This window comes from Halomonas sp. SpR1 (assembly GCF_031010175.1).
Taxonomy (GTDB): Bacteria; Pseudomonadota; Gammaproteobacteria; order Pseudomonadales; family Halomonadaceae; genus Vreelandella.
Genome location: NZ_JAUAMB010000003.1, coordinates 191,806 through 216,714 on the forward strand (window position 1 = coordinate 191,806; position 24,909 = coordinate 216,714).

General features: G+C 55.2%; 27 protein-coding genes. 12 read left to right on the plus strand and 15 right to left on the minus strand.

Going from position 1 to position 24,909, the window contains the following annotated elements; genetic code table 11:
- Positions 1-153: 153 nt before the first annotated feature.
- Together QT231_RS04025 and QT231_RS04030 are read left to right on the plus strand one after the other, a co-directional pair.
- Positions 154-1,143, plus strand: a complete 990-nt coding sequence (locus QT231_RS04025) for an XdhC family protein (protein WP_308335642.1) — start codon at positions 154-156, stop codon at positions 1,141-1,143.
- Positions 1,133-1,744, plus strand: coding sequence for a nucleotidyltransferase family protein (locus QT231_RS04030; RefSeq protein ID WP_308335643.1), 612 nt, complete (start codon positions 1,133-1,135; stop codon positions 1,742-1,744). The genes QT231_RS04025 and QT231_RS04030 overlap by 11 nt, the downstream gene beginning before the upstream one ends.
- 42 nt (positions 1,745-1,786) lie before the next feature.
- Here the strand turns inward: QT231_RS04030 and QT231_RS04035 are convergent, their stop codons facing one another.
- Positions 1,787-2,164, minus strand: a complete 378-nt coding sequence (locus QT231_RS04035) for a DUF423 domain-containing protein (RefSeq protein WP_308335644.1) — start codon at positions 2,162-2,164, stop codon at positions 1,787-1,789.
- 137 nt (positions 2,165-2,301) lie between these two features.
- Here QT231_RS04035 and thiS point away from each other — a divergent pair, with 137 nt between their 5' ends.
- From thiS to trmB, 3 genes are read left to right on the plus strand one after another with little or no spacing between them, the layout of a single operon-like run.
- Entirely contained in the window at positions 2,302-2,508 is a 207-nt protein-coding gene (thiS, locus tag QT231_RS04040) for a sulfur carrier protein ThiS (RefSeq protein WP_308335645.1), read from the plus strand.
- A gap of 10 nt (positions 2,509-2,518) precedes the next feature.
- Positions 2,519-3,328, plus strand: coding sequence for a thiazole synthase (locus QT231_RS04045; RefSeq protein ID WP_308335646.1), 810 nt, complete (start codon positions 2,519-2,521; stop codon positions 3,326-3,328).
- A 15-nt stretch (positions 3,329-3,343) separates the two neighbouring features.
- Positions 3,344-4,096 carry a tRNA (guanosine(46)-N7)-methyltransferase TrmB gene (gene trmB / locus QT231_RS04050; RefSeq protein WP_308335647.1) on the plus strand — a complete coding sequence of 251 codons (753 nt, stop codon included), beginning with the start codon at positions 3,344-3,346 and terminating at the stop codon, positions 4,094-4,096.
- 102 nt (positions 4,097-4,198) lie between these two features.
- On the opposite strand, the gene QT231_RS04055 is transcribed toward trmB, so the two are convergent.
- Positions 4,199-5,119 carry a LysR family transcriptional regulator gene (locus QT231_RS04055; RefSeq protein WP_308335648.1) on the minus strand — a complete coding sequence of 307 codons (921 nt, stop codon included), beginning with the start codon at positions 5,117-5,119 and terminating at the stop codon, positions 4,199-4,201.
- A 243-nt stretch (positions 5,120-5,362) separates the two neighbouring features.
- Here QT231_RS04055 and QT231_RS04060 point away from each other — a divergent pair, with 243 nt between their 5' ends.
- The 4 genes from QT231_RS04060 to argE are packed head-to-tail and all read left to right on the plus strand — an operon-like array spanning position 5,363 to position 9,609.
- Entirely contained in the window at positions 5,363-6,328 is a 966-nt protein-coding gene (locus QT231_RS04060; RefSeq protein ID WP_308335649.1) for a tripartite tricarboxylate transporter substrate binding protein, read from the plus strand.
- Positions 6,329-6,384: 56 nt separating this feature from the next.
- Positions 6,385-6,888: a tripartite tricarboxylate transporter TctB family protein gene (locus tag QT231_RS04065; protein ID WP_308335650.1), complete on the plus strand. Its 504-nt coding sequence runs from the start codon at positions 6,385-6,387 to the stop codon at positions 6,886-6,888.
- A 25-nt stretch (positions 6,889-6,913) separates the two neighbouring features.
- Complete coding sequence (locus tag QT231_RS04070) at positions 6,914-8,386, plus strand: tripartite tricarboxylate transporter permease (RefSeq protein ID WP_308335651.1); 1,473 nt, start codon at positions 6,914-6,916, stop codon at positions 8,384-8,386.
- A gap of 35 nt (positions 8,387-8,421) precedes the next feature.
- Positions 8,422-9,609, plus strand: coding sequence for an acetylornithine deacetylase (argE, locus tag QT231_RS04075; RefSeq protein WP_308335652.1), 1,188 nt, complete (start codon positions 8,422-8,424; stop codon positions 9,607-9,609).
- 146 nt (positions 9,610-9,755) lie between these two features.
- On the opposite strand, the gene thpD is transcribed toward argE, so the two are convergent.
- Positions 9,756-10,667 carry an ectoine hydroxylase gene (gene thpD, locus QT231_RS04080; protein WP_308335653.1) on the minus strand — a complete coding sequence of 304 codons (912 nt, stop codon included), beginning with the start codon at positions 10,665-10,667 and terminating at the stop codon, positions 9,756-9,758.
- A gap of 651 nt (positions 10,668-11,318) precedes the next feature.
- On the minus strand, positions 11,319-12,233 hold the full coding sequence (locus tag QT231_RS04085; protein WP_308335654.1) for an AEC family transporter: 915 nt from the start codon (positions 12,231-12,233) through the stop codon (positions 11,319-11,321).
- A gap of 105 nt (positions 12,234-12,338) precedes the next feature.
- On the opposite strand from QT231_RS04085, the gene QT231_RS04090 reads away from it, so the two are divergent.
- Together QT231_RS04090 and QT231_RS04095 are read left to right on the plus strand one after the other, a co-directional pair.
- Entirely contained in the window at positions 12,339-12,842 is a 504-nt protein-coding gene (locus QT231_RS04090; protein ID WP_308335655.1) for a hypothetical protein, read from the plus strand.
- A 5-nt stretch (positions 12,843-12,847) separates the two neighbouring features.
- Positions 12,848-13,441 carry an SCO family protein gene (locus QT231_RS04095; protein WP_308335656.1) on the plus strand — a complete coding sequence of 198 codons (594 nt, stop codon included), beginning with the start codon at positions 12,848-12,850 and terminating at the stop codon, positions 13,439-13,441.
- 10 nt (positions 13,442-13,451) lie between these two features.
- Here the strand turns inward: QT231_RS04095 and QT231_RS04100 are convergent, their stop codons facing one another.
- From QT231_RS04100 to QT231_RS04130, 7 genes are all read right to left on the minus strand, one after another.
- Positions 13,452-14,546 carry a PHB depolymerase family esterase gene (locus QT231_RS04100; protein ID WP_308335657.1) on the minus strand — a complete coding sequence of 365 codons (1,095 nt, stop codon included), beginning with the start codon at positions 14,544-14,546 and terminating at the stop codon, positions 13,452-13,454.
- A gap of 3 nt (positions 14,547-14,549) precedes the next feature.
- The gene (locus tag QT231_RS04105; RefSeq protein ID WP_308335658.1) at positions 14,550-15,230 is read right to left on the minus strand and encodes an FKBP-type peptidyl-prolyl cis-trans isomerase; all 681 of its coding nucleotides are present in this window, start codon (positions 15,228-15,230) and stop codon (positions 14,550-14,552) included.
- A gap of 133 nt (positions 15,231-15,363) precedes the next feature.
- Positions 15,364-15,807: a universal stress protein gene (locus QT231_RS04110; protein WP_088700144.1), complete on the minus strand. Its 444-nt coding sequence runs from the start codon at positions 15,805-15,807 to the stop codon at positions 15,364-15,366.
- A gap of 21 nt (positions 15,808-15,828) precedes the next feature.
- Positions 15,829-17,112 carry a TRAP transporter large permease gene (locus tag QT231_RS04115; protein ID WP_308335659.1) on the minus strand — a complete coding sequence of 428 codons (1,284 nt, stop codon included), beginning with the start codon at positions 17,110-17,112 and terminating at the stop codon, positions 15,829-15,831.
- 30 nt (positions 17,113-17,142) lie between these two features.
- Positions 17,143-17,721 carry a TRAP transporter small permease gene (locus QT231_RS04120; protein WP_308335660.1) on the minus strand — a complete coding sequence of 193 codons (579 nt, stop codon included), beginning with the start codon at positions 17,719-17,721 and terminating at the stop codon, positions 17,143-17,145.
- 230 nt (positions 17,722-17,951) lie between these two features.
- Entirely contained in the window at positions 17,952-18,998 is a 1,047-nt protein-coding gene (gene dctP / locus QT231_RS04125; protein WP_308335661.1) for a TRAP transporter substrate-binding protein DctP, read from the minus strand.
- Positions 18,999-19,260: 262 nt separating this feature from the next.
- Positions 19,261-19,848 carry a TIGR02444 family protein gene (locus QT231_RS04130; protein WP_308335662.1) on the minus strand — a complete coding sequence of 196 codons (588 nt, stop codon included), beginning with the start codon at positions 19,846-19,848 and terminating at the stop codon, positions 19,261-19,263.
- A gap of 29 nt (positions 19,849-19,877) precedes the next feature.
- On the opposite strand from QT231_RS04130, the gene QT231_RS04135 reads away from it, so the two are divergent.
- On the plus strand, positions 19,878-21,848 hold the full coding sequence (locus QT231_RS04135) for an ATP-binding cassette domain-containing protein (RefSeq protein WP_308335663.1): 1,971 nt from the start codon (positions 19,878-19,880) through the stop codon (positions 21,846-21,848).
- A gap of 15 nt (positions 21,849-21,863) precedes the next feature.
- Here the strand turns inward: QT231_RS04135 and dtd are convergent, their stop codons facing one another.
- From dtd to thiD, 4 genes are all read right to left on the minus strand, one after another.
- Entirely contained in the window at positions 21,864-22,301 is a 438-nt protein-coding gene (gene dtd / locus QT231_RS04140; RefSeq protein ID WP_308335664.1) for a D-aminoacyl-tRNA deacylase, read from the minus strand.
- A 60-nt stretch (positions 22,302-22,361) separates the two neighbouring features.
- Positions 22,362-22,946, minus strand: a complete 585-nt coding sequence (locus QT231_RS04145) for a chalcone isomerase family protein (RefSeq protein WP_308335665.1) — start codon at positions 22,944-22,946, stop codon at positions 22,362-22,364.
- A gap of 104 nt (positions 22,947-23,050) precedes the next feature.
- A complete protein-coding gene (locus QT231_RS04150; protein WP_308335687.1) occupies positions 23,051-23,896 on the minus strand; it encodes a universal stress protein in 846 nt (281 codons plus the stop codon).
- Positions 23,897-24,046: 150 nt separating this feature from the next.
- Positions 24,047-24,877 (minus strand): bifunctional hydroxymethylpyrimidine kinase/phosphomethylpyrimidine kinase, encoded by an 831-nt coding sequence (thiD, locus tag QT231_RS04155; RefSeq protein WP_308335666.1) that lies wholly within the window; start codon positions 24,875-24,877, stop codon positions 24,047-24,049.
- Positions 24,878-24,909 lie beyond the last annotated feature (32 nt).

Sequence of the window (24,909 nt, forward strand, 5' to 3'; positions counted from 1 at the left end):
TAGCATAGTCACGATTACCCGAGGCAGCCCAAATCTCTATCCAAGCCCTGTAAAACAAAGCCTCTACATGCCTCAGGTGAGCTACGCTATGACACGTCTACCCACGCAAGACAGGCAATGGATGCCGCTTGCTCACTATTGGAATCGTTTGAAATGCAGCATTTGGACTTGCAGGTTATCGATCAAGCGCTTACCTGGTCACGGGAGGGCGAAACGGTCTGGCTGTGCACCGTGCTCGCCACGTTTGGCTCATCGCCCCGTGCTCCCGGCGCCTGGATGGCGGTAATCAGGGACGGCAGCCACCTGGGATCCCTTTCTGGCGGCTGTGTGGAGGACGATTTCATCAAGCGCCTCGCGGAGGGCCAGTTTGAACAACCAGCGGTCGTTATACGCTACGGTGATGCAGACGACGCTCAGGGCAGGCATATCACGCTGCCCTGCGGCGGTATTCTGGAAGTGCTGGTTGAGCGCCTACCCGCCACGCCAGAGATACAGGAGCACCTTGGCACGCTGAAGGCGACGCTTGAAGGTCAGCACCAGCTTATGCGCCATGTCGATATTCATACGGGCACCCGCTACTTTACCGACGATGCCACGCTGGGGCCTCGCGTGATCTGGCCCAGTGAAGAGGACGCGCCGCACCGGGTGAAAATGCGGCTTGCGCCCGCGCGGCGGCTAATCATCGCCGGTATTTCGCCCGTTTCCAGCGCCTGCGCCTCGTTTGCCGTCACGTTAGGGTTTGAGGTGATTGTCTGCGACCCTGACGAGGCCGCCTGCCAAGCGTTTGGCGTTTCAGGGGTTACGGTCAAGACGCAACTCCCTTCCCTATATCTGGCTGCCAACGGCTGCCACGGCGCCACCGCCATTGTTGCGCTCAGCCATGACCCGCGAATTGATGACTTAGCCATGATGGAAGCAGTGCGCACGCCCGCGTTTTATATAGGCGTGATGGGATCAAGACGCACCTCAGCTGAACGGGAAGAGCGGCTGATTCGCTCAGGGGGGCTGACCGAAGAGCAAGTCGACCGACTGCATATGCCGATTGGTCTAGCGCTAGGAAGCAAGACCCCAGCGGAAATTGCCCTCTCGATCATGGCAGATATCGTGCGGGTGCAGCACGGAAAAGCACTCCATGAGCTCTAGTAATGTCGTCGCCTTGGTGATGGCCGCAGGCTACTCGCGTCGATTTGGTGAGGATGACAAGCGCTGCGCACCCTTGACCGAGGGGCGCACGCTGTTGGCAGCCTCTGTCACGAATACTGAGCAAGCCTTTCCCTTACTGCGCGTAGCAATACGTGAAGAGGATGATGCAACGTTGCTAGGCCTTGCAGACAACACGTCCCTGATCCGGCTTCATCAGGCGCATCTTGGGTTAGGGGCAAGCCTCGCCGAAGCGGTGAGCGCCCTTAGCCGCGACGCCCGGTTTAACAGCGCCGAGGCAGTGGCCATTTTATTAGGCGATATGCCCTGGATTAAGCAAGGCACATTGAGGGCATTACAGCAGCTAGCCACTCGCGACACCATCGTGAGGCCCAGCTTCAAGGGCCAACCAGGCCATCCGGTTATTTTCGGACGCGCGCTATGGCCAGCCCTTCAAGCATTAAGCGGCGATGACGGGGCCAAAGGGGTTATCAATCGCCACGCGGCGCAGTACCGGGAGTATGCCGTGCAGGACGACGGCATACTTATCGATATTGACGCGCCGGAGGACATAGTGCTCGCCGATAACAAGCGCACTTATTAAACCTTAAGCGTTAACTCCTGAAACGAGGTGTTAACGTGCTCTCTAGCGTGTTTTCACCACCACCACTCCAAGCGCCAGCCAGCCTGCCATCAGTAGCAGCCCGCCAATAGGTGTGACAATGCCGAGATTCAGACCCGCCAGCGCCATCAGGTAGAGCGAGCCGGAAAAGCACGCCACGCCGAGCGCCCATAGCGCCAGCACCCAGCGCTGACCGGCCAGCGGCTGCACTCGTCGCCATACCAGTACGATCATTACGGCAAGGGTATGCCAGGCTTGGTAGCGCACACCGGTTTCAACGGCACTCACCATCATTTCGGTAGTACGTGCCGCCAGGCCATGGGCCGCGTAGGCGCCGAGCATCACCAGTATGGCGCCTGACAGCGCCGCTACGCACCACCACACTTTATCTATCCGTTGCACGCTGCTCTCCTGCTTCAATTATGATCGGCACCCATCGCGCTGATTGCTGCTACGGCTTACCTTGCGCGGCGCGAAACCGCTACAATAGAGAATATCTTACAGAACGAACTGCCACGACGAATGAGACGCGCCTATTTATGTCTATCCAGATACGTCTAAACGGTGAACCCCATACGCTGTCGCCCGGCCTCACCGCTGCCGACTTAGTTGAACAGCTGAGCCTTAGCGGTCGTCGTATCGCCGTCGAAATTAACGAAGAGATCGTCCCCCGCAGCCAACACGCCGACACCCGTCTGGTCGATGGCGACCATGTAGAAGTTGTGCATGCCATTGGCGGCGGCTAAAGGAAACACTATGACCCAGTTAACTCATGAACCGCTAACCGATACCCCGTTCACTATTGCCGGTCGCGATTTCCGCTCTCGTCTACTGGTTGGCACAGGCAAGTACAAAGACTTTACCGAAACCGGCGCCGCCATCGCTCAAAGCGGCGCTGAAATCGTCACCTTTGCCGTGCGCCGTACTAACTTAGGTCAGGACGCCGATGCACCCAACCTGCTGGACGTTATCTCTCCAGAGCGCTACACCCTGCTGCCCAATACCGCCGGGTGCTACAACGCCAAAGATGCCGTGCGCACCTGCCGTTTGGCCCGGGAGCTGCTCGATGGCCACAACCTGGTCAAGCTGGAAGTCCTCGGCGACGACCACACGCTCTACCCCAACGTGGTCGAGACGCTAAAAGCCGCCGAAACGCTGCTCGCCGATGGCTTCGACGTCATGGTGTACACCAGCGACGATCCTATTGTGGCACGCGAACTGGAAGCCATGGGCTGCTGCGCCATCATGCCGCTGGGCTCACTGATTGGCTCAGGCCACGGTATTCAAAACCCGCATAACGTGCGTTTGATCGTCGAGCAGAGCAGCGTACCGGTACTGGTGGACGCGGGCATTGGTACGGCGTCCGATGCGGCCATGGCCATGGAACTAGGTTGCGATGGTGTACTACTTAACTCCGCCATTGCCCACGCGCGCGACCCGCTACGCATGGCCAACGCCATGAAGCTGGCCGTGGAAGCCGGACGCGATGCGTTCTTAGCCGGCCGTATGCCACGCCGCCAGTCCGCCGATCCTTCTTCACCCTTCGCTGGCCGTATTAACGGTTAATTGATTCGAGACCTCATGACTGACCCCAAAGACGCACCAGAAAGCACTACCGCCGCCCCTACCCCGGAAAGCGCGGATGCACCGCTGCACCGTCGCGGCATCAAAAGCTATGTGATCCGCGCAGGCCGCATGACCCAGGCCCAGAACCGTGGCTTAGAAGATATTTGGCCGCGTTTTGGCCTGACCATCGCCGACGGCCGCCAAGACCTGGACGCCCTGTTTGGCCGTCAGGCGCCGCGGGTAGTGGAAATCGGCTTTGGCATGGGCAACTCGTTGATCGAACAGGCCGAGACCCACCCGGATACCGACTTTATCGGCATCGAAGTGCACGCTCCCGGCGTTGGCAAGCTGTTGGATGAGGTCGATAAACGCGGCCTGACCAACCTGCGCGTTTACCGCGAAGATGCCCTGGCAGTGCTGGAACAGTGCCTTCCCGAAGGCTCGCTGACCACGCTACAGCTGTTCTTCCCCGACCCTTGGCCGAAGAAGAAGCACCACAAGCGGCGTATCGTGCAGCCCGCCTTTGTTGAATTGATCCATACCCGTTTGATGCCCGGCGGCACTTTCCATATGGCCACCGACTGGGAAGCCTACGCGGAGTGGATGGCCGAGGTAATGGAAGCGGCCCCCGGCTATGCCAACACCGCCAGCGCGGAAACAGCTCCCTACGTGCCGCGCCCTGCGTTTCGCCCATTGACTAAGTTTGAAGCCCGCGGCGAAAAACTTGGTCATGGTGTGTGGGATTTGATCTATCGGCGGGAAGCGTAAGCGTTCTGCCAACTCGATTGACAGCGAGGGGGTATTGCAGTGTTAGACGCTACGGTCAGAATCAATCCTGAGCGGGCGTCTATTACGTTTAAGCATATTCTGTTAATTATTAAGCGACATTAAGATACCCATTTGATGCAAGCTGTCGATTTCAGCGTATATCTCTTCGCAGAAAGATTCAGCCACGTTACTTAACGGCCTGTGTTTAGATTTCAGTAAGGCAATTTCCCACTCAATGGTCGGCTCCATTGGCTTTGATACAACGGCTGTTCCCTGAAGTAGTAGCTCTGCAATGGGGTCAATCACTGCAACGCCCAATCCGCGATCAACTAACGCGCACACCCCACGCATATGGCGCATTTCAGCGGCAATATGTCTTTTTATATCAATGGTCTGCATGATGTAGTCCACCCTTGCACGCAGAGGGCTATCCGCCATCAGCTCTACAAATGTCTGATTTTGTAAGCTTGCGATCGAGACAACGTCTTGCTTAGCGAGGGGGTGCGAGCGGTGCATGATGCAGCGCGCAGAACAGCGCGCAAGACTACTAACCGTTGCCCCATAAGTGTCGGCTTCCAGCGTTATTCCCAGCGCCACATCACAGGTATTGTTGTCGATCATTTTAAGCAACTCCTGTAACCCTGCATCGATAACTCGAACGCCTACATTAGGGTGATTTTGTTTAAAGCGCTTAATGACATCGAGTAAAAAGGTATCGCAAAAAATGGGTTGGGCAGCGACTACAACGCTGCCCAACTGGTTATTAGCAATAGCATCCGCGTCTTTTTGCGTATCTCGGATACTCGCCATCAGTCGTAAAACGGACGCGTGGTATAAAAACGCTTCTGGCGTTGGCGAAAGCTGATTACGGGCACGTTTGAACAACGCAAAGCCTAGCTCGTCCTCCAGGCCGATTAGCAAGCGGCTTACCATTGACTGACTAATACCTAGCGTTTCTGCGGCAGCCTTCGTCGTGCCGTGTTTCATAAAGGCATCAAACGCTTCAATTTCTCTTATTTTCATTACCTTAAACTCGCTTTAGCTGTATCTGATTAATTAACCGGCAGATAAAAAACACGCTTTATAAACAACAAGCTTGCAACTTTGGCCCACCACTAGAACTAAAACGCATACTAAATTGAATTGTTGCAACAAATTTCATAGCTGTCTATGTTGAAAGTGCTGAAACCAATTAATGCTCGTTACTCAGTTCTTCAATCACAGCCCTTCAATAACAGCTATGCAACAACCATTGCGGAGACAAGTATGAAACTCACGTTTAGCTTAGCGGCAGCCACGCTGCTCGCTGCCTCCACCGCCTATGCTCAGAGCTACCCCTCCGAACCCGTCACGCTGGTAGTCCCTTACGGCCCCGGCGGCGCCTCTGATCTGGCGGGCAGGGCGTTAGCAGAATCGGCTCGCGAATATTTAGGCCAGCCTGTCACGGTCGTCAATCAAGCCGGTGCAGGGGGTATGACCGGCGCTCGCGATGTGACACAGGCTGACCCCGATGGTTACACCTTGCTTTTAGCCCGCGTCGGCATGGCGCTGTCACCGGCGGTCAACGAAAACAGCAGTGTTGATTGGGATGAGTACACCTTTATCAGCCCGCTTGAAGCGACACCGATGATCCTCGCTGTGGCTGACGACTCTCCTTATGAAAGCGTTGAGGATTTGCTGGAAGGCATCAAAAACGACCCTGGCGCGATGAGCTACGCCGCTTCCGGTGCCACCGCCATTGATGGTTTTACGGTGCAGTCACTACTGGCTGACGTGGAAATGGATCCGCTGACAGCGGCAACGCTAATTCCCTACCGTGGGGGTGGTGAACTCGCCACGGCGCTGCTAGGTGGGCATGTTGATTTTCTCGCTATCGCAGCAGCATCGCTGATGCCGCATATCGAGAGCGGTGATATGCGCCCGTTAATGGTGTTCTCTCCAGAGCGCATGGAAACACTGCCGGAAGTGCCGACCGCTGAAGAGCTAGGTTATGAGCTAGCTGGGCAAGTGATTGGTTGGAGCGCGCTGTATGGCCCGCCAGGTCTACCTGGAGACGTCATGAATACCTGGGCAGAGGTAATGGAACAGGTTGCTGAAGATGAAATGTGGCTCAGCCGTGCTGATGATCGTGGCTCAATTTCCACTATTGGCAGCGTCGATATGGAGACCTACGCCAAGGAGCAGTACGAGTTTTACCGCACCTTAGCTGAACAGTTTGGCTACCTGGAATAAACCAGCGTTAAACACTTCATTATCACTGCATACAACAGCTAAACACTGGAGGGGACATGGGTATAACACGCGGCTTAGTTATTACAGTGCTGTTCGGTATCGTGTTGTTTTTACTGATACCCGCCTATGTGCCCCGCCCGCGCTTTATTCCCGGGTTTGCGCCACCGCCTGATATGTGGCCACGCACAGTTTCCATGCTAGGCATGGCGCTGGGCATACTGCTTGTTGGACTGACTTTTTCACGTAAAACCGAAGCCATCGCCGACCCTGAAGACGCCCGCTCAATACGTGGCGATACGCCGCTTGCCACACTACTCACCCGCTTCGGCTGGACGGTACTTACCTTTGCGCTGTTTATTGGCTCAGTGATGCTGCTCGGTTTTTTGCTATCGAGCATTCTGCTGTTAATGGCGATGCTGATACTGACGGGTTATTGGCGCCATAAAGTGGTGGCGGTCATCGTGGCCGTCGCGCTCCCACTGGTTCTCTACCTGTTTTTCTCCAGCGCACTCAATACGCGTTTCCCTGTCGGCAGCCTGTTCAAGGCTATCGGTATTTAACCTACCGCGTATAGGAGTGACCACTATGCTCAACGACCTGCTGGTTGCCTTTCAGGCGGTTGCCACCCTTGAGAATTTTTTGATTATGGCTGCCGGTATCTGGGGTGGCGTGATTATCGGCGCGATTCCCGGCATGACCGGCACCATGGCGGTGACGCTGGCGCTACCCTTTACGTTTTATATGCAGCCGATCCCGAGTATTTTATTGCTCGTTGCGCTCTACAAAGGCTCAACCTATGGCGGCTCGGTCTCGGCGATTTTGATCAAGACGCCAGGTACTGCTTCGGCCGCCTGTACCACCCTTGACGGCTACCCACTGGCCCAGCAGGGCAAGGCAGGCAAAGCCCTTAACATGGCGCTCTACTCGTCCTGTACCGGGGATTTTATTTCCAACCTGTCGCTGATTTTTATTGCCGCTCCACTGGCGCTCCTCGCGCTGCGTATTGGGCCACCCGAATACTTTATGCTGATGATTTTCGCGCTCACCACCGTGGCTGGGGTGTCAGGGCGTTCACTGCTGCTTGGACTAGTATCGGCGTGCTTAGGGCTACTGTTAGCCACCGTGGGCGAAGATATGTACGGCTCGTTCCGCTTTGATCTCACCGTGGATATGCAGAGCGGGCTTGCCGTGGCACCCGTGCTCATCGGTCTGTTTGCGATCCCAGAGCTGCTTAAGATTATTGTTTTTCGTAACAACCAAAGCCATAAACCCATGCAGTTGGGCGATAACCAGGTAACGCGAGATGAGCTGCGCCGATCCTTAAAGGCAATGCTTAAAGGCAGCATGATTGGTGTGGTGATGGGGGCCATTCCCGGTATTGGCCCCTCGGCAGCGGCGTTCTCTTCCTACGGCGAAGCACAGCGTAGCTCAAAGAACCGCGAGAACTTTGGTAAGGGCGAACTAGAAGGGATCGCAGCATCCGAGTCCGCTAACAATGGCTGCTGTGGCTCCACCATGATCCCGCTGTTAGCGCTGGGCGTGCCGGGCGATGTGATCACTGGCGTGATGCTGGGCGCCTTTATGATTCACGGCATGACCCCAGGCCCCATGCTATTTGAGAACAACCTTAATGAAGTTTACATGCTGTTTATTGGCATGCTGTTCTCGTCTGTTTTGCTGTTTGGAGCCGGGAAAGCAACCATGCGCTTTTTCTCGCATATCTCGCGGATTCCCCCGGGGTTGATGGCGCCGATCGTACTAGCGCTGTGCGTCTTCGGTATTTTTTCGATCTCCAACAGTATGTATGACGTCATCGTACTGCTGGCGATGGGCATATTTGGCTTTTTCATGTTCCTGTTCGCCATTCCCGCCGCGCCCTTTTTAATCGCCTTCATTCTCGGCCCGATGCTGGAAGAGAACCTGCGTCGTGCCCTTGCGCTCTCTCGTGGTGATCCAAGCATTCTGGTCTCGTCGCCTATCACCTGGCTATTCGCCTCGCTGGCGATATTTGTAGTGGTCGTGACGATTCGCCAGCAGCTTAAAAAAGCCAAGACCTGAGCCAAAGTTTCCCTTATTGCCAAGGATTTAACGCTATGCAAGCTAGTGCTACGCCTAACGCTCACCCGCAGTTGGAAGCCGCGATATCACACCTCTCTGACCTGATCGCTTACGACACAACCAGTGCTTACTCCAATCTCGAACTTATTCATCACATGGAGGAGTTCTTCGCCCGTCTGGGCGCGGAGGTGAAGGTGTTACCCCATGAGAGCGGTGAAAAAGCCAATTTGGTCGCCCGCCTGGGCCCGGCCGACGTGCCTGGCATTGTTCTCTCTGGCCATACTGACGTCGTACCCGCCAATTCGAAGAACTGGCAAAGCGCTCCTTTCAAACTGGAGCAGCGCGGCAGCCGCTTGTTTGGACGTGGCACCTGCGATATGAAAGGTTTTGCAGCCTGCGTTATGGCGGCGGCGCCGGCTTTTGCCAGTGGAGATCTGCAGCGCCCGTTCTATTTCTGCTTCTCTCACGATGAAGAGGTGGGCTGCCTGGGAGTGCCCGCCATCGCCCGCTACTTGGCAGAGCTCAAGGTGCCACCGGCTCTGGCGATTATCGGCGAACCCAGCGAAATGAAGCTGATTAACGGTCAGAAAGGCAAGATCGCTATGCGGGTAACGGTGCGCGGTGAAGGAGGCCACTCATCGTTTTCCCCCCAGCATGTCAACGCGGTGGAGTATGCCTCGCGTATTATCACCATGATCGCCGAACGATCACGACGATATGAGCAAGACGGCCCCTTCGACCACGACTTTACCGTTCCCCACGCCACAACGCTGACCACTATGATAGAAGGCGGTGTGGCAACCAACGTGACCCCCGACACCTGTAGCTTTATCTTTGAGCTACGTAGCATCGACCAGGAGGCAGCCGCCACGGATATTCAAGCGTTGATCAGCGATATTGAGGCCACTCTGCTCCCCGAAATGCAGCGCCAATCAGCCGATGCCGCCATTGAGTGGCAACAGTTATTCGCCTACCCCGCCATGGGGGACGCTACCAACAGCGATATGTTCAAAAAGCTTGAACCCATTCTTCCCGAGCGTGGTGGTAAGGTCTCTTATGGGTCTGAAGGCGGCGTGTTCGAGATCGATGGCGGCATACCCTCGGTGATTGTTGGGCCCGGCTCTATTCGCCAAGCCCACAAGCCCGATGAGTTTATTGAGATTGATCAGCTCAGTCAGTGCCTAGCGTTCTTTGATAAATTGAATGCGTGGATGAAGCACTAAGCCAAAAATAGCTGTGAGTCTCTATGTTACCTGGGGGTGGCGTTGAGGCAGTCCTTCATAAAGGCACTTTCTCCCTCAACGCCTTTGGTTAAACAGTCCGGCCCCAATACTGCCACGTGTCGCTTCAACGGCGTAGCGCAATGACATTACTCCTCAAGCGGCTTTAGCGGCTCCCAATCCGAACGATTGGCCAGAAACCCAGGCCTGGGCCGGTTACCGCAGTAAGGGTCGTGCAGTGTGTTTTCAACACTGTTGTAAACAAAGAACAGATTACTTCTCGGCCAACAAGACATATTCACGTTCGAGCCGTGCATGGTATTGCTTTCGAAAATCACCAGGGATCCGGCGGGCCCCTTGGGAGCTTCAATATCGTTCTCCAACATTAGCTCACGCAAACTACTGGCTGGCGGCACCCCTACCTCTTGGCTTTTTAGCGACTCTTTATAGTTATTTTCCGGCGTTCGTCCCACGCAAGGAACAAAGTACCGGTGTGAACCGGGAATCAGCATCAGTGGCCCGTTAAACTCGCCATTATCAGTGAGGACGATGGAACAACTTAACGCACGCATACGCGGCATGCCGTCTTCGCTATGCCATGTCTCAAAGTCAGAGTGCCAATCAAAGCCCTTGCCTTTGAAGCCTGGCTTATAGTTGATACGTGACTGATGGATGTACACATCACTGCCCAGCAACTGTTTGACGATCGCCAATAGCTTGGGATCCCGGGTTAAGCGCTGGAAGCGTTCTGAAACGTCATGGATACCAAAAACGGTACGTATCTCTTCGCGCCCTGGTTCAAGAATTGTGCCTTCGGAGAGCTTAAGATCGGCGTCATCTTCATATTCACGCAGCTCTTGAAGAAAAGCCTGCATAACGTCGGCGTCGTAAAAGCCTTCAAATGACAGAAACCCCTTTCTCTCATACTCATCAATCTCTGACTTGCTTAAGGGGCCATTGGCAAGCTGAGATTCATCGCCGTATACCACTGGATCGATGCGTTCAAACATTCCCAACTTGCGTTCCAAGCGAGTAGGGAATAGGTCTTGTGTATCGTTCATGGCAAACTCCTCCGTTAGTATCCATGTCAAGTAACGCTTTTAGAGGCTACTTATAAAACGTAGACGCCAAAACGCTCCTCAGCAATGACACCATGTCAGCCTGTTTCCGTGCAGCGGTCATCGTTTTATAAAAAATTAGCTTCTAAGCGTTTAAAACTTAGAGATGGCGAGGGGGCCTAGCAGGCACTAGAAAAAAAGAAAGCCGCTCCAATGGAGCGGCAAAAGACCGTGACTAGCAATGAGAGGGAGAAACCATGACAGGAAACTGGCGGTTTCTGTCTTGGTCTGTGGCGTCTCATCAAACGCCACAATCACAATGTAATAGTTCTCATTTACCTCGTCAATACAAATACGAATATTTTTTATTACCGCTTACCGATAGCAACGTTCACAGCCGCGCCCGCACCCTCAAGAGAGTACAAGAAATTGGAACCCATAAAAAAAGAAAGCCGCTCCAATGGAGCGGCAAAAAGACCGTGACTAGCAATGAGAGGGAGAAACCATGACAGAAAACTGACGCTGATTCTTAAATCAACAGCTGTCGTGGTTGTCAGCGACTCATTAAACGCTGACAACCACAATGTAATAGTTCTCATTTACCCCGTCAACACAAATACGAATATTTTTTATTTAGTTTTACCAGCCTTCCTGTCAGCTAACTAGCTGCAGCCAAAACGGCAGGGTAAGCATGGCTAGTAAGGTTTGGCCGGTAATGATCGCGGCCATCAGCTCGGCATCGCCGCCCAGTTGGCGGGCGAGGATATACGCAGAGGTAGCCGTAGGGAGTGCGGCAAACAGCAGCGCTACATCGCGACTGACCGAATCCAGCTGTAGTATCCAGGTTAACGCCAATACCAGCGCGGGCATAAGCAGGAGTTTAATGCTATTGGTGGCCAGCACGCCGCGGTCTAAACGCAGCAACGCTGCCGGGCGCAGCGCCACGCCGACGGCCACCAGCCCCAATGGCAATGCCGCGCGCCCCAGCAGCGCCACCGTATCTTGACTCCAGCCTGGCAAACCAATGCCCGAAAGGTTCAGGCCAATGCCCGCAATGCAGGCCAAAATCAGCGGGTTTTTAATCAGCGCCATGGCGCTTTTACCCACGCTTGCCCCACCCAAGGTACCCGCGCTGACAAAGCTTGCCACACACATCACGTTCACCACTGGTACCATCAGCGCTACCGCCACCGCCGCAGTGGTCGCCCCCAGGCTACCGTGTAGGGCGGCAGCCCCTGCCACACCCACATAAGTGTTAAAGCGCACCGCTCCTTGAAAAACCGAGGTAAACGCCGCAGGTGTTAGCCTTAGCCAGCCGCGCAAACGCCAGAGCAGCAAGCCGAAAAGCGCCATCGCGCCGAGTAACACCATGGCGAGGCGGCCTACCGGGACTTGGCTCACATCGGCTGTCGCCAAGGTGCCCACTAGCATGGCGGGAAACAGCACAAAATAGATCAGCCGCTCCATCTGCGGCCAAAAGGTGTCGCCAGGCCAACGCCAATAGCCAAGCACCGCGCCCAGTAAGATCAACAGAAATAGTGGGCCTAAAGCGCCAGTGATACTCTCCATTTATGTCCCTTTTGCCTGCGACATCCCAGCACAGCGATATCGGCGCGTTTACTGTTACCATGATCAAACTTCCCGCCTCACGGCTCGCGTAGCGATTATTCTGCCATGAAGATGATATCAAAACCTGCACACCCGACGGGCTTTCCCGTCTTAAGGGTACTGATACTGGTCACTGGCTTGGCGCTGGCGGCCTGCGCATGGTACGCCTTTTCACACTGGCTCCACCCCGACAGTGATGTAACATGGTTTCCGCCCACTTCAAGCTGCGACTTGCATGCAGAACCCTGCTCCGCCACCCTGGGTGAGCTGGGCCGTATCACCCTCCACGTGCAGTCCGATGGACGTATTGATGCATTGGAAGCATTACCGCTGGAAGTGGCAGTGGATGGCGTTAATGCCACCCAGGTCGAGGTCGATTTTATTGGCCGGGATATGGATTTAGGACTACATCGCTTTGCCCTTAGCGCAGACTCACCCGGCCATTTTCACGGTCAAGGCCAAGTGGGGATTTGCACTCAGAACATTATGCCCTGGCGAGCGCGTGTCATACTGGAAACCGCAGAAGGCAAAGTGGGCAGTTGGTTCGATTTTGACGTGATTCGGAGTTAACGCATATGGCAAGGAAACCGTTATGGTTAGGCGCGGGGTTGATCGCGGTTTTGCTGGTGGCCAGCGGCATTGGCCTCTATCAGTATGCTTTCGCCCCCAGAGAAGGGGAGCCAGTAGGTGGCCCAATTGAATTACCCTCTACCCAGGGGGATTTTTTATTGACCCAGCTGGACGACGATCAAGTCGCGATTGTTTCGTTCGGCTATACATATTGCCCCGATATCTGCCCCATGACCCAGTCGGTTAAACGCCAAGCCTTGGCCCAGCTCTCTGAGGAGCAGCGCGAGCGTGTGGTGCCAGTGATGGTCACCGTTGATCCCGAACGCGACACTATTGAGCGCATGCAGGAGTACATGAGCTTTTTCGGTGAGGAGTTTATCGGCGCGGTGGGCAGCCAAGAACAGCTAGAGGATGTCGCCTCACGCTATGGCGTGATATGGCGAAAAGTCGAAGCGCCGGACTCAGCAATGGCCTACACCATTGATCACAGCGCCTCGCTTTTTTTAGTCAACCGCGAGGGCGAGATTCTCCAGCGGGTGCTCTACTCACCAACCCCGCATGGCCTGGTTTCCGCGTTAGAGAGCGAACTAGGCGGCTAAGCGGAGCCTCTTAATCGACTTGTTCGGGTGCGGCTTGTAAACGATCCAACATGGCCATCAATGCGCCAATTTGGGTGCCGTTACGGGTATCGTGCTGAGGGCTTAACTGCCAGGTACTTTCAGCAAACCCCCACCAGTCCCAGCAGCCCTGCGGGTTCGCCATACTGCTTTCGGCCTGAGGATAGAGCACGATTTGCTGATGCGCTGCCGCCCAGGCATTCAGCCCGGTGTAGCGTATGAACGTATCGCCAATGGCCTCTGCGTTCATTTGGCATCCATGCAATGCCAGCGTTACCGGGCACTCCCCCGCTTCACAGCCTTCGGGTATAAACACATAGCCGGTATCAGCTAGACCCTTTACCGCAAATTCTGACTGATCAAACGCGACCAATTCGCCACTTTGCCCTCCCTCTTGCTCACTAGCGCCCGAGGCTTTTCGTTCGGGATAGAGCCAATCCAGCATTTCTCCGGCAATATCCTCATCGCAGGACAACAGAAAGCTACCACCTCCCTGACGACAATCGCCCCACTCGTGGGGCCCTGGGGCGGCTTCACTGGGTAACCGTACCGGCCAGCCATGCCCTGCATTGTCACTGCGCGCAACGCGCAGCTGGTCGGGGGAGGCAAGCCACTGCTGCCACTGCTCAGCCAGCAGGTCACCCAGCAGTGGCTCCACGACCTCATCCTCTTCGCCGTGCCACAAATATACCCGGAGCTGACTAAGTGCCTCAGGGCTACCTACCTGTTCAAGCCCGATATAGCGCTGGTGACGCGCCTCCAGTTCATCTAATGAAGGTTCGCCCCTGCGGGTCATCATGCATTGGTTAAGCGCCAGGCTCAGCGAACCCTGCGCGCAGCTCCAAGGCCCCGCCGCCAACACGCCCAAGCCACTAAACCGCTCGGGCCAGGCGACCACTAGCTGGGTCGCCATATAACCACCCGATGATACGCCCACCACGCTGGCCTGCTCGCTTGCCGCGCTTAAAGCGGGCAAACCCTCCGGTTCGTTGGTCGTATCGGCTTGCGCCATCAGCGGAGCGCATATCCCAACGCAAAACAGCGCATAAGCGATGGGGTGCACTTTAAAGAGGGGAGCTGGACGCATTGCTTATTCAACGCCTAATAGTTCAACGCGGAAGGTCAGCACTTCGTTAGGCCCAATCGGCCCTTGACCATTCTCGCCGTAAGCAAGATCTGCGGGAATATACAGCATCCAGCTATCGCCAACGCTCATCATCTGCAGCGCTTCCTGCCAACCTTCAATCACTTGATTGGTCTGAAAGCTGACGGATTCCCCACGCTCAAACGAACTATCAAAGACGGTGCCATCTAGCAGCATGCCTTCGTAGTTCACTTCGACGGTGTCTTCAGGGCCAGGCGTGGCTCCGTCGCCAGTTTCAAGCACTTCATACTGAAGGCCTGAGTCAGTTACAGACACTTCATCGCGCTCAGCGTTTTCAGCCAGGAAGGCTTCACCCTCTTCGAGATTGTTCTGCGCAATCTCTTCAGCTTCTGCTTCACGCGCTTGCATTGACTGCTCCTGGAAGGCCATCAACGCTTCGGTCATCTCTTCTTCACTAAGCGCCAAGTCGTTATCTTCAAACACGTCGCTCATGCCTTCGTGAAAAGCATCCAAGTCGAGGTCTGCGATGTCCGCCTGCATGCTTTCACCCAGGGTGACACCCAGGCTGTAAGCCAAACGCTGTTCTTCAGTTTCTGGCGCTGCCGCGGCAAAAGGGGCGACCAAAAGCAAACCTGTCAGAGCCGTAGTAGAGAGCAGTTGTTTCATGAAAGATCCTTTTTATAGCGGCGCCGAACGCCAATCAGTGTCATATAAAGACTAACACCCACTGCCCCGGGCTGCATCTTCGGGACAATGGGTGTTTTATGAGACCGCACAATAAACCAGAGGTTTAGTCGCTTTAGACAACTAGCGTAGGGCAGTGCGCCGCTCCCGCCACTCGTTGAGAAACGCTACCCAACAGCGGGTTCTTTTCGCCATTGGTACCCTGGGCGCCAATCACAATCAGGTCGCACTCCCGCTTACGGGCAAAACGCACAATAATGCGCGAGGGCCGCCCGCCCTTTACAAAGGCACGCACGCGGGCACTGTCCGCACCCAGTTCAATAGCATGGGATTTCGCATGCACAGCGATCTCGGTGGCGTACTCTTTTAACGCATCGTCAGGAATATCCAACTGGTTAGGCCGCACCATAGAGAGCGAGGCTTCCAGCAGGCTGTGGTGTTTAAACACGCACAGCAGATAGAGCTCAGCGCCGGTTAGCATTTGCAAACCCACCGCCTTTTCCAGCGCCCTCAAGGCGCCTTTAGAACCATCCACCGGGACTAAAATGCGATTAAACATTCGCGTACTCCTTGTGGCTGTTTAGCGGAAGGCAACATCGCGCAGGAACAGCGCAATTTGCGGGAACATGATCAGCAGAGCGGCGGCTAAAATCAGCATGAAAATAAACGGCGGAGTGCCTTTGATCACATCCCAATAGGGGCGCTTGAAAATTGCAATCGCGGTGAAAATATCGCATCCGAAGGGCGGGGTTGCCGAACCTATTGCCACCTGCAGTGTGATCAAAATACCCACCAGTACTGGGTCGAGCCCAGTGGCCTCGATGGCAGGGGTAAAGATAGGCGTCAATACCAGAATGACCACAATGGGATCGACAAACATACAGGCAACGAAGAAGGCGATACAGATGGCAATCAGCACGCCAGTGGGGCCTGCTTCGTTTACCCCCACCGCCTCCAAGATCATCTGTGGGATCTGGGCAAACGATATAATCCACGAGAAGCCATTACCCACCGCCACCAAGATAAACACTACCGCGGTAATCAAACCGGTTGACTTGGCGATGGCATAAATATCGTTCATCTTAAGCGAGCGGAAGACCACAAACTCGAGCAAAATGGCATACAGCACACAAGCCGCTGCAGCTTCGGTCGGGCTAAAAATACCGCCGTAGATACCACCGACAATAATCACCGGAAAACCAAGCGGCCACAGTGCCAATTGAATAGCTTTAGCGCGCTCTTTCCAGCTCGATTTCGGCTCTGTGGGTACGTCTTTAATGATGGCGTAAATGATACTGTAAGCTGCAAACATGCATAGGATCATTAAGCCTGGGCCAATCCCGGCAATAAATAGCTCACCGATAGAAGTACCCGAGATAACCCCGTAAATAATCATGCCGATACTGGGGGGGATCAAAAACGCGATATCGCTGGAATTGATAATCAGCGCCAGCGTGAAAGAGTCCGAGTAGCCCGCTTTAAGCATTTTCGGACGCAGCGGCGAACCAACAGCAACAACGGTCGCCTGAGTCGAGCCCGATACGGCACCAAACAATGTACACGAAGCCGCCGTACTCACCGCTAAGCCGCCTTTAATATGACCGATAAACGACATCACCATATCGATCAAGCGATTAGCGGATTGGCCGCGGGTCATGATATCAGCAGCAAGAATAAACATGGGCACAGCAATCAGCGAAGCCGGCCGTATACCCGCCATCATCTGCTGAATCAGCGTGTCCATCTGGCCGAAGCCGTTAAACATCATATAGAAGCCAATTACCGCAGCGGTAATCAGCGGAATCATCATTGGAAAGCCCAGCAGCAGCAGGGCAATCATGGTGGTGACCATTATTGTCGTCATAGCTGTTCCCCTAGGGTGCAGTGCCCCGCGTTAGACTTCTGTTTCAGTGTCTTTGTAACCATCCACCACACCCGTCGAAAGATAGACATCGTGGGACGTGAAGTTTTTAACGGCGGTCAGCAAGTATTGAATACCGGTGATTAGAAAGCCCATTGGCACCCATAGGTAAATGATCCACACCGGTAAGCCCAGGGAAGGCAGTACGCGGCCTTTGCTATGCAGATCAACAATATAAACAATCGAATAGTAGAGCAGGAAAAACATTACCAGCGAAGTAAACAGTGCAATGGTGATCATCAGCACTCTGCGCCCACCTACCGGCAGCGCATCGTAAATAGCCGACATACGGATATGGCGACCATGACGCGCGGCATAGCCAATGCCCGCAAAGGTAATCATGATGATTAAAATTCGATTTAGCTCACCGGAAAACATGATGCTGTTGCCAAATACAAAGCGGGCAACCACGTTGGTGACCGTATTCAGCGCCATTAGCAAAACACCCATCGCGAGTATCACGGCTTCTATTTTGCTAATTGCAGTGTCGATCACGCCCAGTATCCCCGGCAAACCGGAGCGGTAACTCTTTTCCATCTCTTCGTCGGTCATGGCCGGACTCCTTTTGAACGGCTCTAACGGCATCAGTTAGGTGCCGTCGGCACAATAGATACAGCGTAACGGTATGCTGTTGTCAGTGATTCAACGCTAGATGTACGTAACCCGACGGTAACGTTGTTAAAACAGCCCGAATGACTTACGCCTTACTTCGCAAAATAAAAAGGGGCAGCCTCTGCTGCCCCTTGATAATCATCCGATCGCCAGTGTGGCTTAGAGGGTGATTACTCGTTAGTCACGGCTTCAAGGTCAGCTTTAAACTGCTCAAGTAGCTCTTGACCTTTCTCACCGGTCATTTCCAGGAAGGCCTCTTCGACCTGTGGGGCGCGGTCACGGAAGGCTTGAATTTGCTCTTCGTCGAGACGCGTCACCGTCACTTCGTCAGACGCTGCCTGAATCTTCTCAAGGGACTCTTCAGCCAAGCCTTTGATATGTTCAATCGTATGGTCATACGCAGCTTCAGAGGCTTCGTTCACCAGCGTTTGGTCTTCTTCAGATAAGCCTTCGTAGAAGTCCTGGTTGGCCATCATCGCAGTGGTGAACCAGCCGTGGCCGGTAAACGTCAGGTGTGGAGACACCTCATACAAACCACCGGACTCGATCCAGAAAATCGGGTTCTCTTGGCCGTCAATGATGCCGGTCTGCAGACCACCGTAGACTTCACCCCACGGCAACGGCGTCGGCGTTGCGCCAAAAGCGTCGTAGGTTTCCGTCAGCAGCGGATTGGTCATAGTACGGATTTTCTTGTTATCCAGCTCCTCCGGCGAGGAGAACGGTTCATTGGTGGTGATGACCATTTCGCCTTCTGGATACATCTTCAGCAGCTCTAAACCTTGCTCGGCGTAAAGCTCAGGAAACATCTCGTTGATCGCCTTACTTTCGTCGAAAAACTCCAAAACGGTTTCTTCGTCGGTCGGTAGCAGGTAAGGGATGAAGAAGATTTGCGCTTCAGGAATCAGGGCGCCGGTGAAACCAGGTGATTGGTTTACAAACTGCAGAATGCCGTTCTGGGTCTGCTCCATAATGTCGTCAGACTCGCCCAGCTCACCAAAGCGGTAAACTTGTACAGTGTGGTCTGAGTTCTCTTCAATATACTCTTTAAAAGCATAGGCAAAGACGTCTTGAACGTCGCCTTCATACTCCTCGTGAGCATAGCGCCAGTTATCTGCTTGAGCAGCGGCACTGAGACCAAACAGCAGTGCACCCACACTGGCCGTGGTCATCAATTTAGAGGTTACTGAACGAGTAGATATGGATTTGCTTGCCTTCATGCGGTGTTCCCCTTGCAGTGGTAAGCGCGCTGTACGAATGCGCAAAAACCTAGTTTTGAGAACCCCACTGTTAAAATTCAATGTTTTAGCAGTAGGGTCAGTATCGTATTTCTCAACGCGACACTATTTGTTCGCCAACCGGGGTTAATTAACCCGTATTCCGGTGCTCACTAACAGGCAGTAATAGAATTCATACTACAATCCATACTGCATGCTGGCGGGCGAATAATGCTAGGTATTTCAAAAACAGCTTAATTTCAGGCTAGCGCGCTCCTTGGTGAGGGTCAAGCTGGCAAGTAAGCGTTTGTAGCGGATATAGCCATGCCTTTTGCGCCTTTATGCCACCGTTAGAGGGGTGGTCACTTTGGCTATAAAGCAGCTGCTTTCGCAACCAGTTAGCCGCATCTGGCGACTTTTCGGCCATATTTATCACCCTTCTTTCATCGTCTGGCGCCTCCCAAACCCACGCTTGCCAACGTTGAAGGTTCTCACGCTCAGCCATCAACTCTGCCTGCTTTATGGTTTCGCGCAACGCTGTCACCGACTCACTCGCCTCAGCCTTGGCTTTTAAGTCGCTGCGTAATCCACGCAAAACCTCTGTCACATCGCGTTGCCACAAGCGACGCTGCTCACGCTCTCGTTCCAGCGCAGCAGGTAGGGCTTCTAAACCGAACGAATAGAGCCAGCAATGAAACAGCACCTCGCAAACGTCAAGCCCGGCTTCCTCTTGAAGCGTCAGGCAGGCGGCCTCAACTCCGGGCTTGGCATACACCGCCAGTGCAAAATCCCATAACGGTGCCTGCTGTAAGCGTTGCAATCGGGTAGAATCAAGTGCAGTAGAATTTCGCATTAAATGACCCACTTTCTTCGGGAGAAGGCATGATCGCACTGCGCCAAGTCGCCCTGCAACGCGGCACGCAAACGCTACTCGACAACGCGGACGTTACCCTTCATAACGGGGTAAAAACCGGGATTATCGGGGCAAACGGCGCCGGTAAATCGAGCCTTTTCAAACTCTTGCTCGGCGAGCTCGCACCCGACCAGGGCGATGTCGAGATGAGCGGCGGTCAGCGCATTGCGCATATGGCCCAGGAAGTTGACGCCCTTGACCGCCCGATTATTGAGTATGTACTCGATGGCGACTTGGCGCTACGCCAAGCAGAGGCTGACTTACTGGCCGCTCAGGAAGCCGGGGAGGCGCACCGGGAGGCTGAACTGCACGGGCTGATTGAAACCCTGGATGGCTACCGCGCAGAATCACGCGCGGCGCAGTTACTGGTGGGGCTAGGTTTTGTCCAGTCTGACCTTAGCCGCCCCCTCTCGGCGTTCTCTGGCGGCTGGCGGATGCGGGTCAACCTCGCCCGCACGCTGTTTATGCCTTCCGACCTACTACTGCTGGATGAGCCTACCAACCACCTGGATCTGGACGCCCTGCTGTGGCTGGAGCAGTGGCTGACCCGCTACCCTGGCACCCTGCTGCTGATTTCCCACGACCGCGACTTCCTGGATGCTGTGTGCGACCACATTGTGCATATGCATCACCAAACCCTGGAGCTGTACCGCGGCAACTACTCCCAGTTTGAGCGCACCCGGGCCGAAAAGCTCGCCTTGCAGCAGGCAGAAGCCGCCAAGCAGCAGGCGCGCCGGGAGGAGATCGAACGGTTTATCGCCCGCTTCCGCGCCCAGGCGACCAAGGCGAAGCAAGCGCAAAGCCGGGTCAAAATGCTCGAGCGGATGGAAGATATCGCCGTTGCCCATGTCGATTCCCCCTTCCACTTTACCCTGCCCGCCGCCGACAAAACTTCGCACCCACTGCTGGTGCTGGATCAGGCGCAGCTGGGTTATCCCGGCGAAAACGGGGGTGAGGACAATGTGCAGCTGGATAAGGTCAACGTTACCTTACTGCCCGGCAGCCGCATTGGCCTGCTTGGCCCCAACGGCGCGGGTAAATCAACGCTGATTAAGTCGCTCACCGGGGAACTGGCGCTGCTTGATGGTAAGCGTGTACCCGGCGAGCACTTGGCGATTGGTTACTTCGCTCAGCATCAGCTTGAAGGGCTCGATGTCACTTCGACGCCCTTCGTTCACGTGCAGCGCCTCTCGCCCACCGCCAGCGACCAGGAGATTCGCAACTTCCTGGGCGGCTTTGGTTTTAAGGGCGATGACGCCTTCGGCACAGTCGCCAATTATTCCGGCGGTGAGAAAGCCCGCCTGGCGCTGGCGCTCGTCGCTTGGCAAAAGCCCAACCTGCTGCTGCTCGATGAGCCCACCAACCACCTGGACTTAGAGATGCGCGAGGCGCTGACACAGGCGCTGGCCAGCTTCGAGGGCACGGTTATTCTGGTCTCCCACGACCGCCACCTGCTGCGCGCCACGGTAGATGAGTTTTGGAAAGTGGCGGATAACCGCGTCGAGCCCTTCGATGGCGATTTGGAAGACTACCGGGTTTGGCTCAAAGCACGCCTGGAAGAGAGTCGCCGGGATTCCCGCGGTGAAAAAGCCGAGCGCCAGAACCAGCAGCCCAGCGGCGACGGCCGTGAAGCGCGCAAGGCGTCACGCAAAGCGGCCGCCGAGCTACGCGAAAAGCTGCGCCCACTGAAAAAGCAGCGCGATCAGGCGGAAAAAGCCATGGAAAAGGCCCAGCAGGAACTCGATAAAATAGAGCAAGTACTGGCAGACCCTGAACTCTATACCGACAGCGCCCGCAAAGCCGAACTAACCAAGACGCTTAGCCAGCAAGCAGAGATTAAAGCGCGTTTAGACGAGTCAGAACGGCAGTGGCTTAGCGCCGAAGAGGCGTTGGAGGCCATGGAAGCAGAGCTGCTCGCCAGCGAAGGTGCAGAAAGCTAGCACCAGAAAACCCGACTAGCTTTCCAGCAAAAACGTGACTGGGCCATCGTTGACCAGCGCTACCTGCATATCGGCGCCAAACTCCCCGGTGGCAACGTTCGGCCAGGCCGTTTGCGCTTGGCTAACCAGCAAGTTAAACAGCTCTTCACCTTTGGCTGGGGGAGCGGCGCTGGAGAAGCTGGGGCGCAGCCCCTTGCGGGTATCTGCCGCTAAAGTGAATTGTGAGACAAGCAGCAAGCCACCGTTCACCTGCTGTAGGTTTTGATTCATTTTGCCTTCGGCATCGCTGAAAACCCGGTAGTGGAGCAGTTTATGCAGCAGCTTTTCTACAGCGGCCGCGTCATCGTGCTTCTCCACTCCCACCAGCGCCAGCAGCCCGTGATCGATGCTGCCAACAATCCCGCCTTCCACCTCTACGCTGGCGCGCTTTACGCGCTGAATTAGTGCCTTCACTCAGCCTCTCCTGAACTAACAAACGGTCATTGTAACCACCGTGAGTTAATTTTTCCTGAGTTAGCTTCTGCCTAACAGCGCATCGCGAAAATCTTTCCCCAAGGGCCGCTCGCCTAGCCAAATACCGAACATGGCGCTAGCCAGCTCTGCGTTACCGCCTTCATATAATGTTTCGCCGTTTAGCGCTAGACGCAGCGTGCCACCGTCCCAACTCAGCACATAGCGATCTTGCGGCTCGACATCCTGGTAGCTTTGGTTAAATGCCTCAATCTCTGCTTCCAACTGGGAAAATTCATAGGCGGTAAGGCTCTTTTGCAGCGTTTCCGTGGTGGCTTCCGCGAAGTCGCGAGCGTCGATGGAGTGAAAATAAGCAAGCTCCAGACGCCGTGGTACGTCGCTCAACGGCTGCGGCTGGGTTTCTCCTTCAAGCTGGTAATAGGCGCCGGCATAGGCTGTCCAGATCATGTAACGAAACACGCCGCTCCCAATCAGGCCATAGCGCTGGCCGTGCTCCTCTACCGTGCGCTCAAAGGCTTCGCCTTTTTCGGTCACACTGCTAGCCATTGCCCAGGGCATTAGCGAGAGCCCCGCAAGCAACAGTGACAATTGAACGGCGCGCCTAGCACTCAATATGCGTGTGTACATAGAACCTCCTTATCTCATCGTATCTATACATACCGATACGCCAAATAAAGGTTCCGTACAATATTTATTATTGTCAGCAAAATACTGCTGTTCAATTGCGCCGTTTACCAAGCGCGGCAGAGCATTAGATCGCAGTGCGGTTCACACAGCAGCATCTCGGTTAGCTGACTGGTGTGATGGGGCTGCCCACGACTGCCGATCATCACCAGATCCGGCGAGTGGCGTTTCATATACGCCTGCAGCACGTCGCAGGGCGCGCCTTGCTCTAGCACCAACTCAACACCGGGCACGCCGTCAAGATCCCCCATCAGGCTATCAATTTCGTTGTTCAACTGCTCGCGCAGCCGCAGAACCTCATGCTCCCGCCAGTGGGCGTAATAAGCTTGTGAACCCAATTCGCGTTCGCCGGGCAGTGTCCAGGCGTGCAGCAGGGTAAGTGTCGCCTCGGGAAAGAGAATCAACGCCTCTTTCAAGGTATGCCGCGCCGTCAGCGAAAAATCGATAGGCACCAGAATGTGCTGCCAGGGTTGGGTAGGTTGGTGAGAAGCGACCACTACCGGGCAAGGCGCACTGCGCAGTACGCGCATGACGGTGGTGCCCGCCAGCAGATCTTTTTGCCCACGCTTGCGATGCATGCCCAGCACAATCAGCTCGGCGTTGCGCTCATGGGCTTCACGAACAATTTCAACATGAGGCGAGCCAGCAACGGTCTGGATCAGCGTTTTCGGCGCCTCCAGGGCGTAGTCTTCGCGCAGATCCGTCAGCATGGTGGTGATGTCTTCCACCACCGCGCTCTCGACATCGCGCAGCACACGCCGGGGTAGATAGGGATCCAACACGTGCAGCACGTCTAGCTGAACACCTCGGGCATAGGCCAGACGTAAAGCCCGGGCAAACGCAGCGCGATTGTCAGCAGAGAGATCAGTGGCAAACAAGATCGTACTTGGGATAGTACTTGAGATCGTACGAGGCATGGCGAAACGCTCCTCGGCTGAGCAGCCCAGCCTTATAAGTCGTTAAGCAAACACTCCTTAGCATGGTGTGCAATGCGCTCTCTGGCAAGTTAGCGGTTGCCCAAATGCCTCAAAGCGGCACACTCATCACCACCAAGCGTGAAAATGGTGCACCGGGCCACGGCCTTTACCCACGTTTAAGCGCACGCTCGCCTCTAGCGCCGCATGCAGCCACTGCTTGGCATCGCTGATGGCGGCTACCGGGGCATCCGTGCCGGCATCCACGGGTAGCTTCGCCAGGCAGGCGGCAATCGCCGAAGAGAGCGCACAGCCGGTGCCGTGTAAATTGTTGGTATCGATACGCGAGGCGGGCAACCACTCATGAGTATTGGGGGTTGCCAGCAGATCCGGACAGGTGGCCCCGCGCAGATGGCCACCTTTTAACACCACATAGGGCGCGCCCAACTGCGTCAAGCCCGGCAGCATCGCCTCCATGGCGTCTAAACTGGTGGGCGATGGTGTGTCGAGCAGTACCGCGGCCTCTGGCAGGTTGGGAGTAATCACATCGGCCAGCGGCACGAGAATATCGCGTACGGCGCGAATGCCTTCATCGTCGACCAGAATATCGCCGCTTTTGGCGACCATCACTGGGTCGAGCACAATCCAGCGCGGCCTACGCTGACGCAGCACGTCGGCAATCACCTCGGCGACCTCGCGGCTGGCCACCATGCCAATTTTGACCGCATCTATCGTCACATCGTCCAACAGGTGTTCCAACTGCTCGCGAATGGCCTGGGGAGCGACAGGGTACACCGAGGCCACGCCGCAGGTGTTTTGGGCAATCACCGCGGTAATCACGTTGGTGCCGTAAACGCCGAGGGCTGAAAAGGTTTTCAAATCGCCCTGTAGACCAGCACCACCGGAAGGGTCGGAACCCGCGATGGTAAGCACATTGCGAAGACGGGAATGGATAGACATGGGGCTCCTTCACGGCAAAATTAGCAACAAAC

What these genes read in the sequence shown, in the direction of transcription:
- argE (WP_308335652.1), top strand. Translation starts at nt 8,422, where the DNA reads ATGCAAGCTAGTGCTACGCCTAACGCTCACCCGCAGTTGGAAGCCGCG.
- QT231_RS04120 (WP_308335660.1), bottom strand. Translation starts at nt 17,721, where the DNA reads ATGACCGACGAAGAGATGGAAAAGAGTTACCGCTCCGGTTTGCCGGGG.
- QT231_RS04085 (WP_308335654.1), bottom strand. Translation starts at nt 12,233, where the DNA reads ATGGAGAGTATCACTGGCGCTTTAGGCCCACTATTTCTGTTGATCTTA.
- dctP (WP_308335661.1), bottom strand. Translation starts at nt 18,998, where the DNA reads ATGAAGGCAAGCAAATCCATATCTACTCGTTCAGTAACCTCTAAATTG.
- QT231_RS04090 (WP_308335655.1), top strand. Translation starts at nt 12,339, where the DNA reads ATGAAGATGATATCAAAACCTGCACACCCGACGGGCTTTCCCGTCTTA.
- thiS (WP_308335645.1), top strand. Translation starts at nt 2,302, where the DNA reads ATGTCTATCCAGATACGTCTAAACGGTGAACCCCATACGCTGTCGCCC.
- QT231_RS04045 (WP_308335646.1), top strand. Translation starts at nt 2,519, where the DNA reads ATGACCCAGTTAACTCATGAACCGCTAACCGATACCCCGTTCACTATT.
- QT231_RS04030 (WP_308335643.1), top strand. Translation starts at nt 1,133, where the DNA reads ATGAGCTCTAGTAATGTCGTCGCCTTGGTGATGGCCGCAGGCTACTCG.
- QT231_RS04100 (WP_308335657.1), bottom strand. Translation starts at nt 14,546, where the DNA reads ATGCGTCCAGCTCCCCTCTTTAAAGTGCACCCCATCGCTTATGCGCTG.
- QT231_RS04105 (WP_308335658.1), bottom strand. Translation starts at nt 15,230, where the DNA reads ATGAAACAACTGCTCTCTACTACGGCTCTGACAGGTTTGCTTTTGGTC.
- QT231_RS04070 (WP_308335651.1), top strand. Translation starts at nt 6,914, where the DNA reads ATGCTCAACGACCTGCTGGTTGCCTTTCAGGCGGTTGCCACCCTTGAG.
- QT231_RS04145 (WP_308335665.1), bottom strand. Translation starts at nt 22,946, where the DNA reads ATGTACACACGCATATTGAGTGCTAGGCGCGCCGTTCAATTGTCACTG.
- QT231_RS04065 (WP_308335650.1), top strand. Translation starts at nt 6,385, where the DNA reads ATGGGTATAACACGCGGCTTAGTTATTACAGTGCTGTTCGGTATCGTG.
- thpD (WP_308335653.1), bottom strand. Translation starts at nt 10,667, where the DNA reads ATGAACGATACACAAGACCTATTCCCTACTCGCTTGGAACGCAAGTTG.
- QT231_RS04115 (WP_308335659.1), bottom strand. Translation starts at nt 17,112, where the DNA reads ATGACGACAATAATGGTCACCACCATGATTGCCCTGCTGCTGCTGGGC.
- QT231_RS04060 (WP_308335649.1), top strand. Translation starts at nt 5,363, where the DNA reads ATGAAACTCACGTTTAGCTTAGCGGCAGCCACGCTGCTCGCTGCCTCC.
- thiD (WP_308335666.1), bottom strand. Translation starts at nt 24,877, where the DNA reads ATGTCTATCCATTCCCGTCTTCGCAATGTGCTTACCATCGCGGGTTCC.
- QT231_RS04130 (WP_308335662.1), bottom strand. Translation starts at nt 19,848, where the DNA reads ATGCGAAATTCTACTGCACTTGATTCTACCCGATTGCAACGCTTACAG.
- QT231_RS04025 (WP_308335642.1), top strand. Translation starts at nt 154, where the DNA reads ATGCAGCATTTGGACTTGCAGGTTATCGATCAAGCGCTTACCTGGTCA.
- QT231_RS04095 (WP_308335656.1), top strand. Translation starts at nt 12,848, where the DNA reads ATGGCAAGGAAACCGTTATGGTTAGGCGCGGGGTTGATCGCGGTTTTG.
- QT231_RS04055 (WP_308335648.1), bottom strand. Translation starts at nt 5,119, where the DNA reads ATGAAAATAAGAGAAATTGAAGCGTTTGATGCCTTTATGAAACACGGC.
- QT231_RS04110 (WP_088700144.1), bottom strand. Translation starts at nt 15,807, where the DNA reads ATGTTTAATCGCATTTTAGTCCCGGTGGATGGTTCTAAAGGCGCCTTG.
- trmB (WP_308335647.1), top strand. Translation starts at nt 3,344, where the DNA reads ATGACTGACCCCAAAGACGCACCAGAAAGCACTACCGCCGCCCCTACC.
- QT231_RS04135 (WP_308335663.1), top strand. Translation starts at nt 19,878, where the DNA reads ATGATCGCACTGCGCCAAGTCGCCCTGCAACGCGGCACGCAAACGCTA.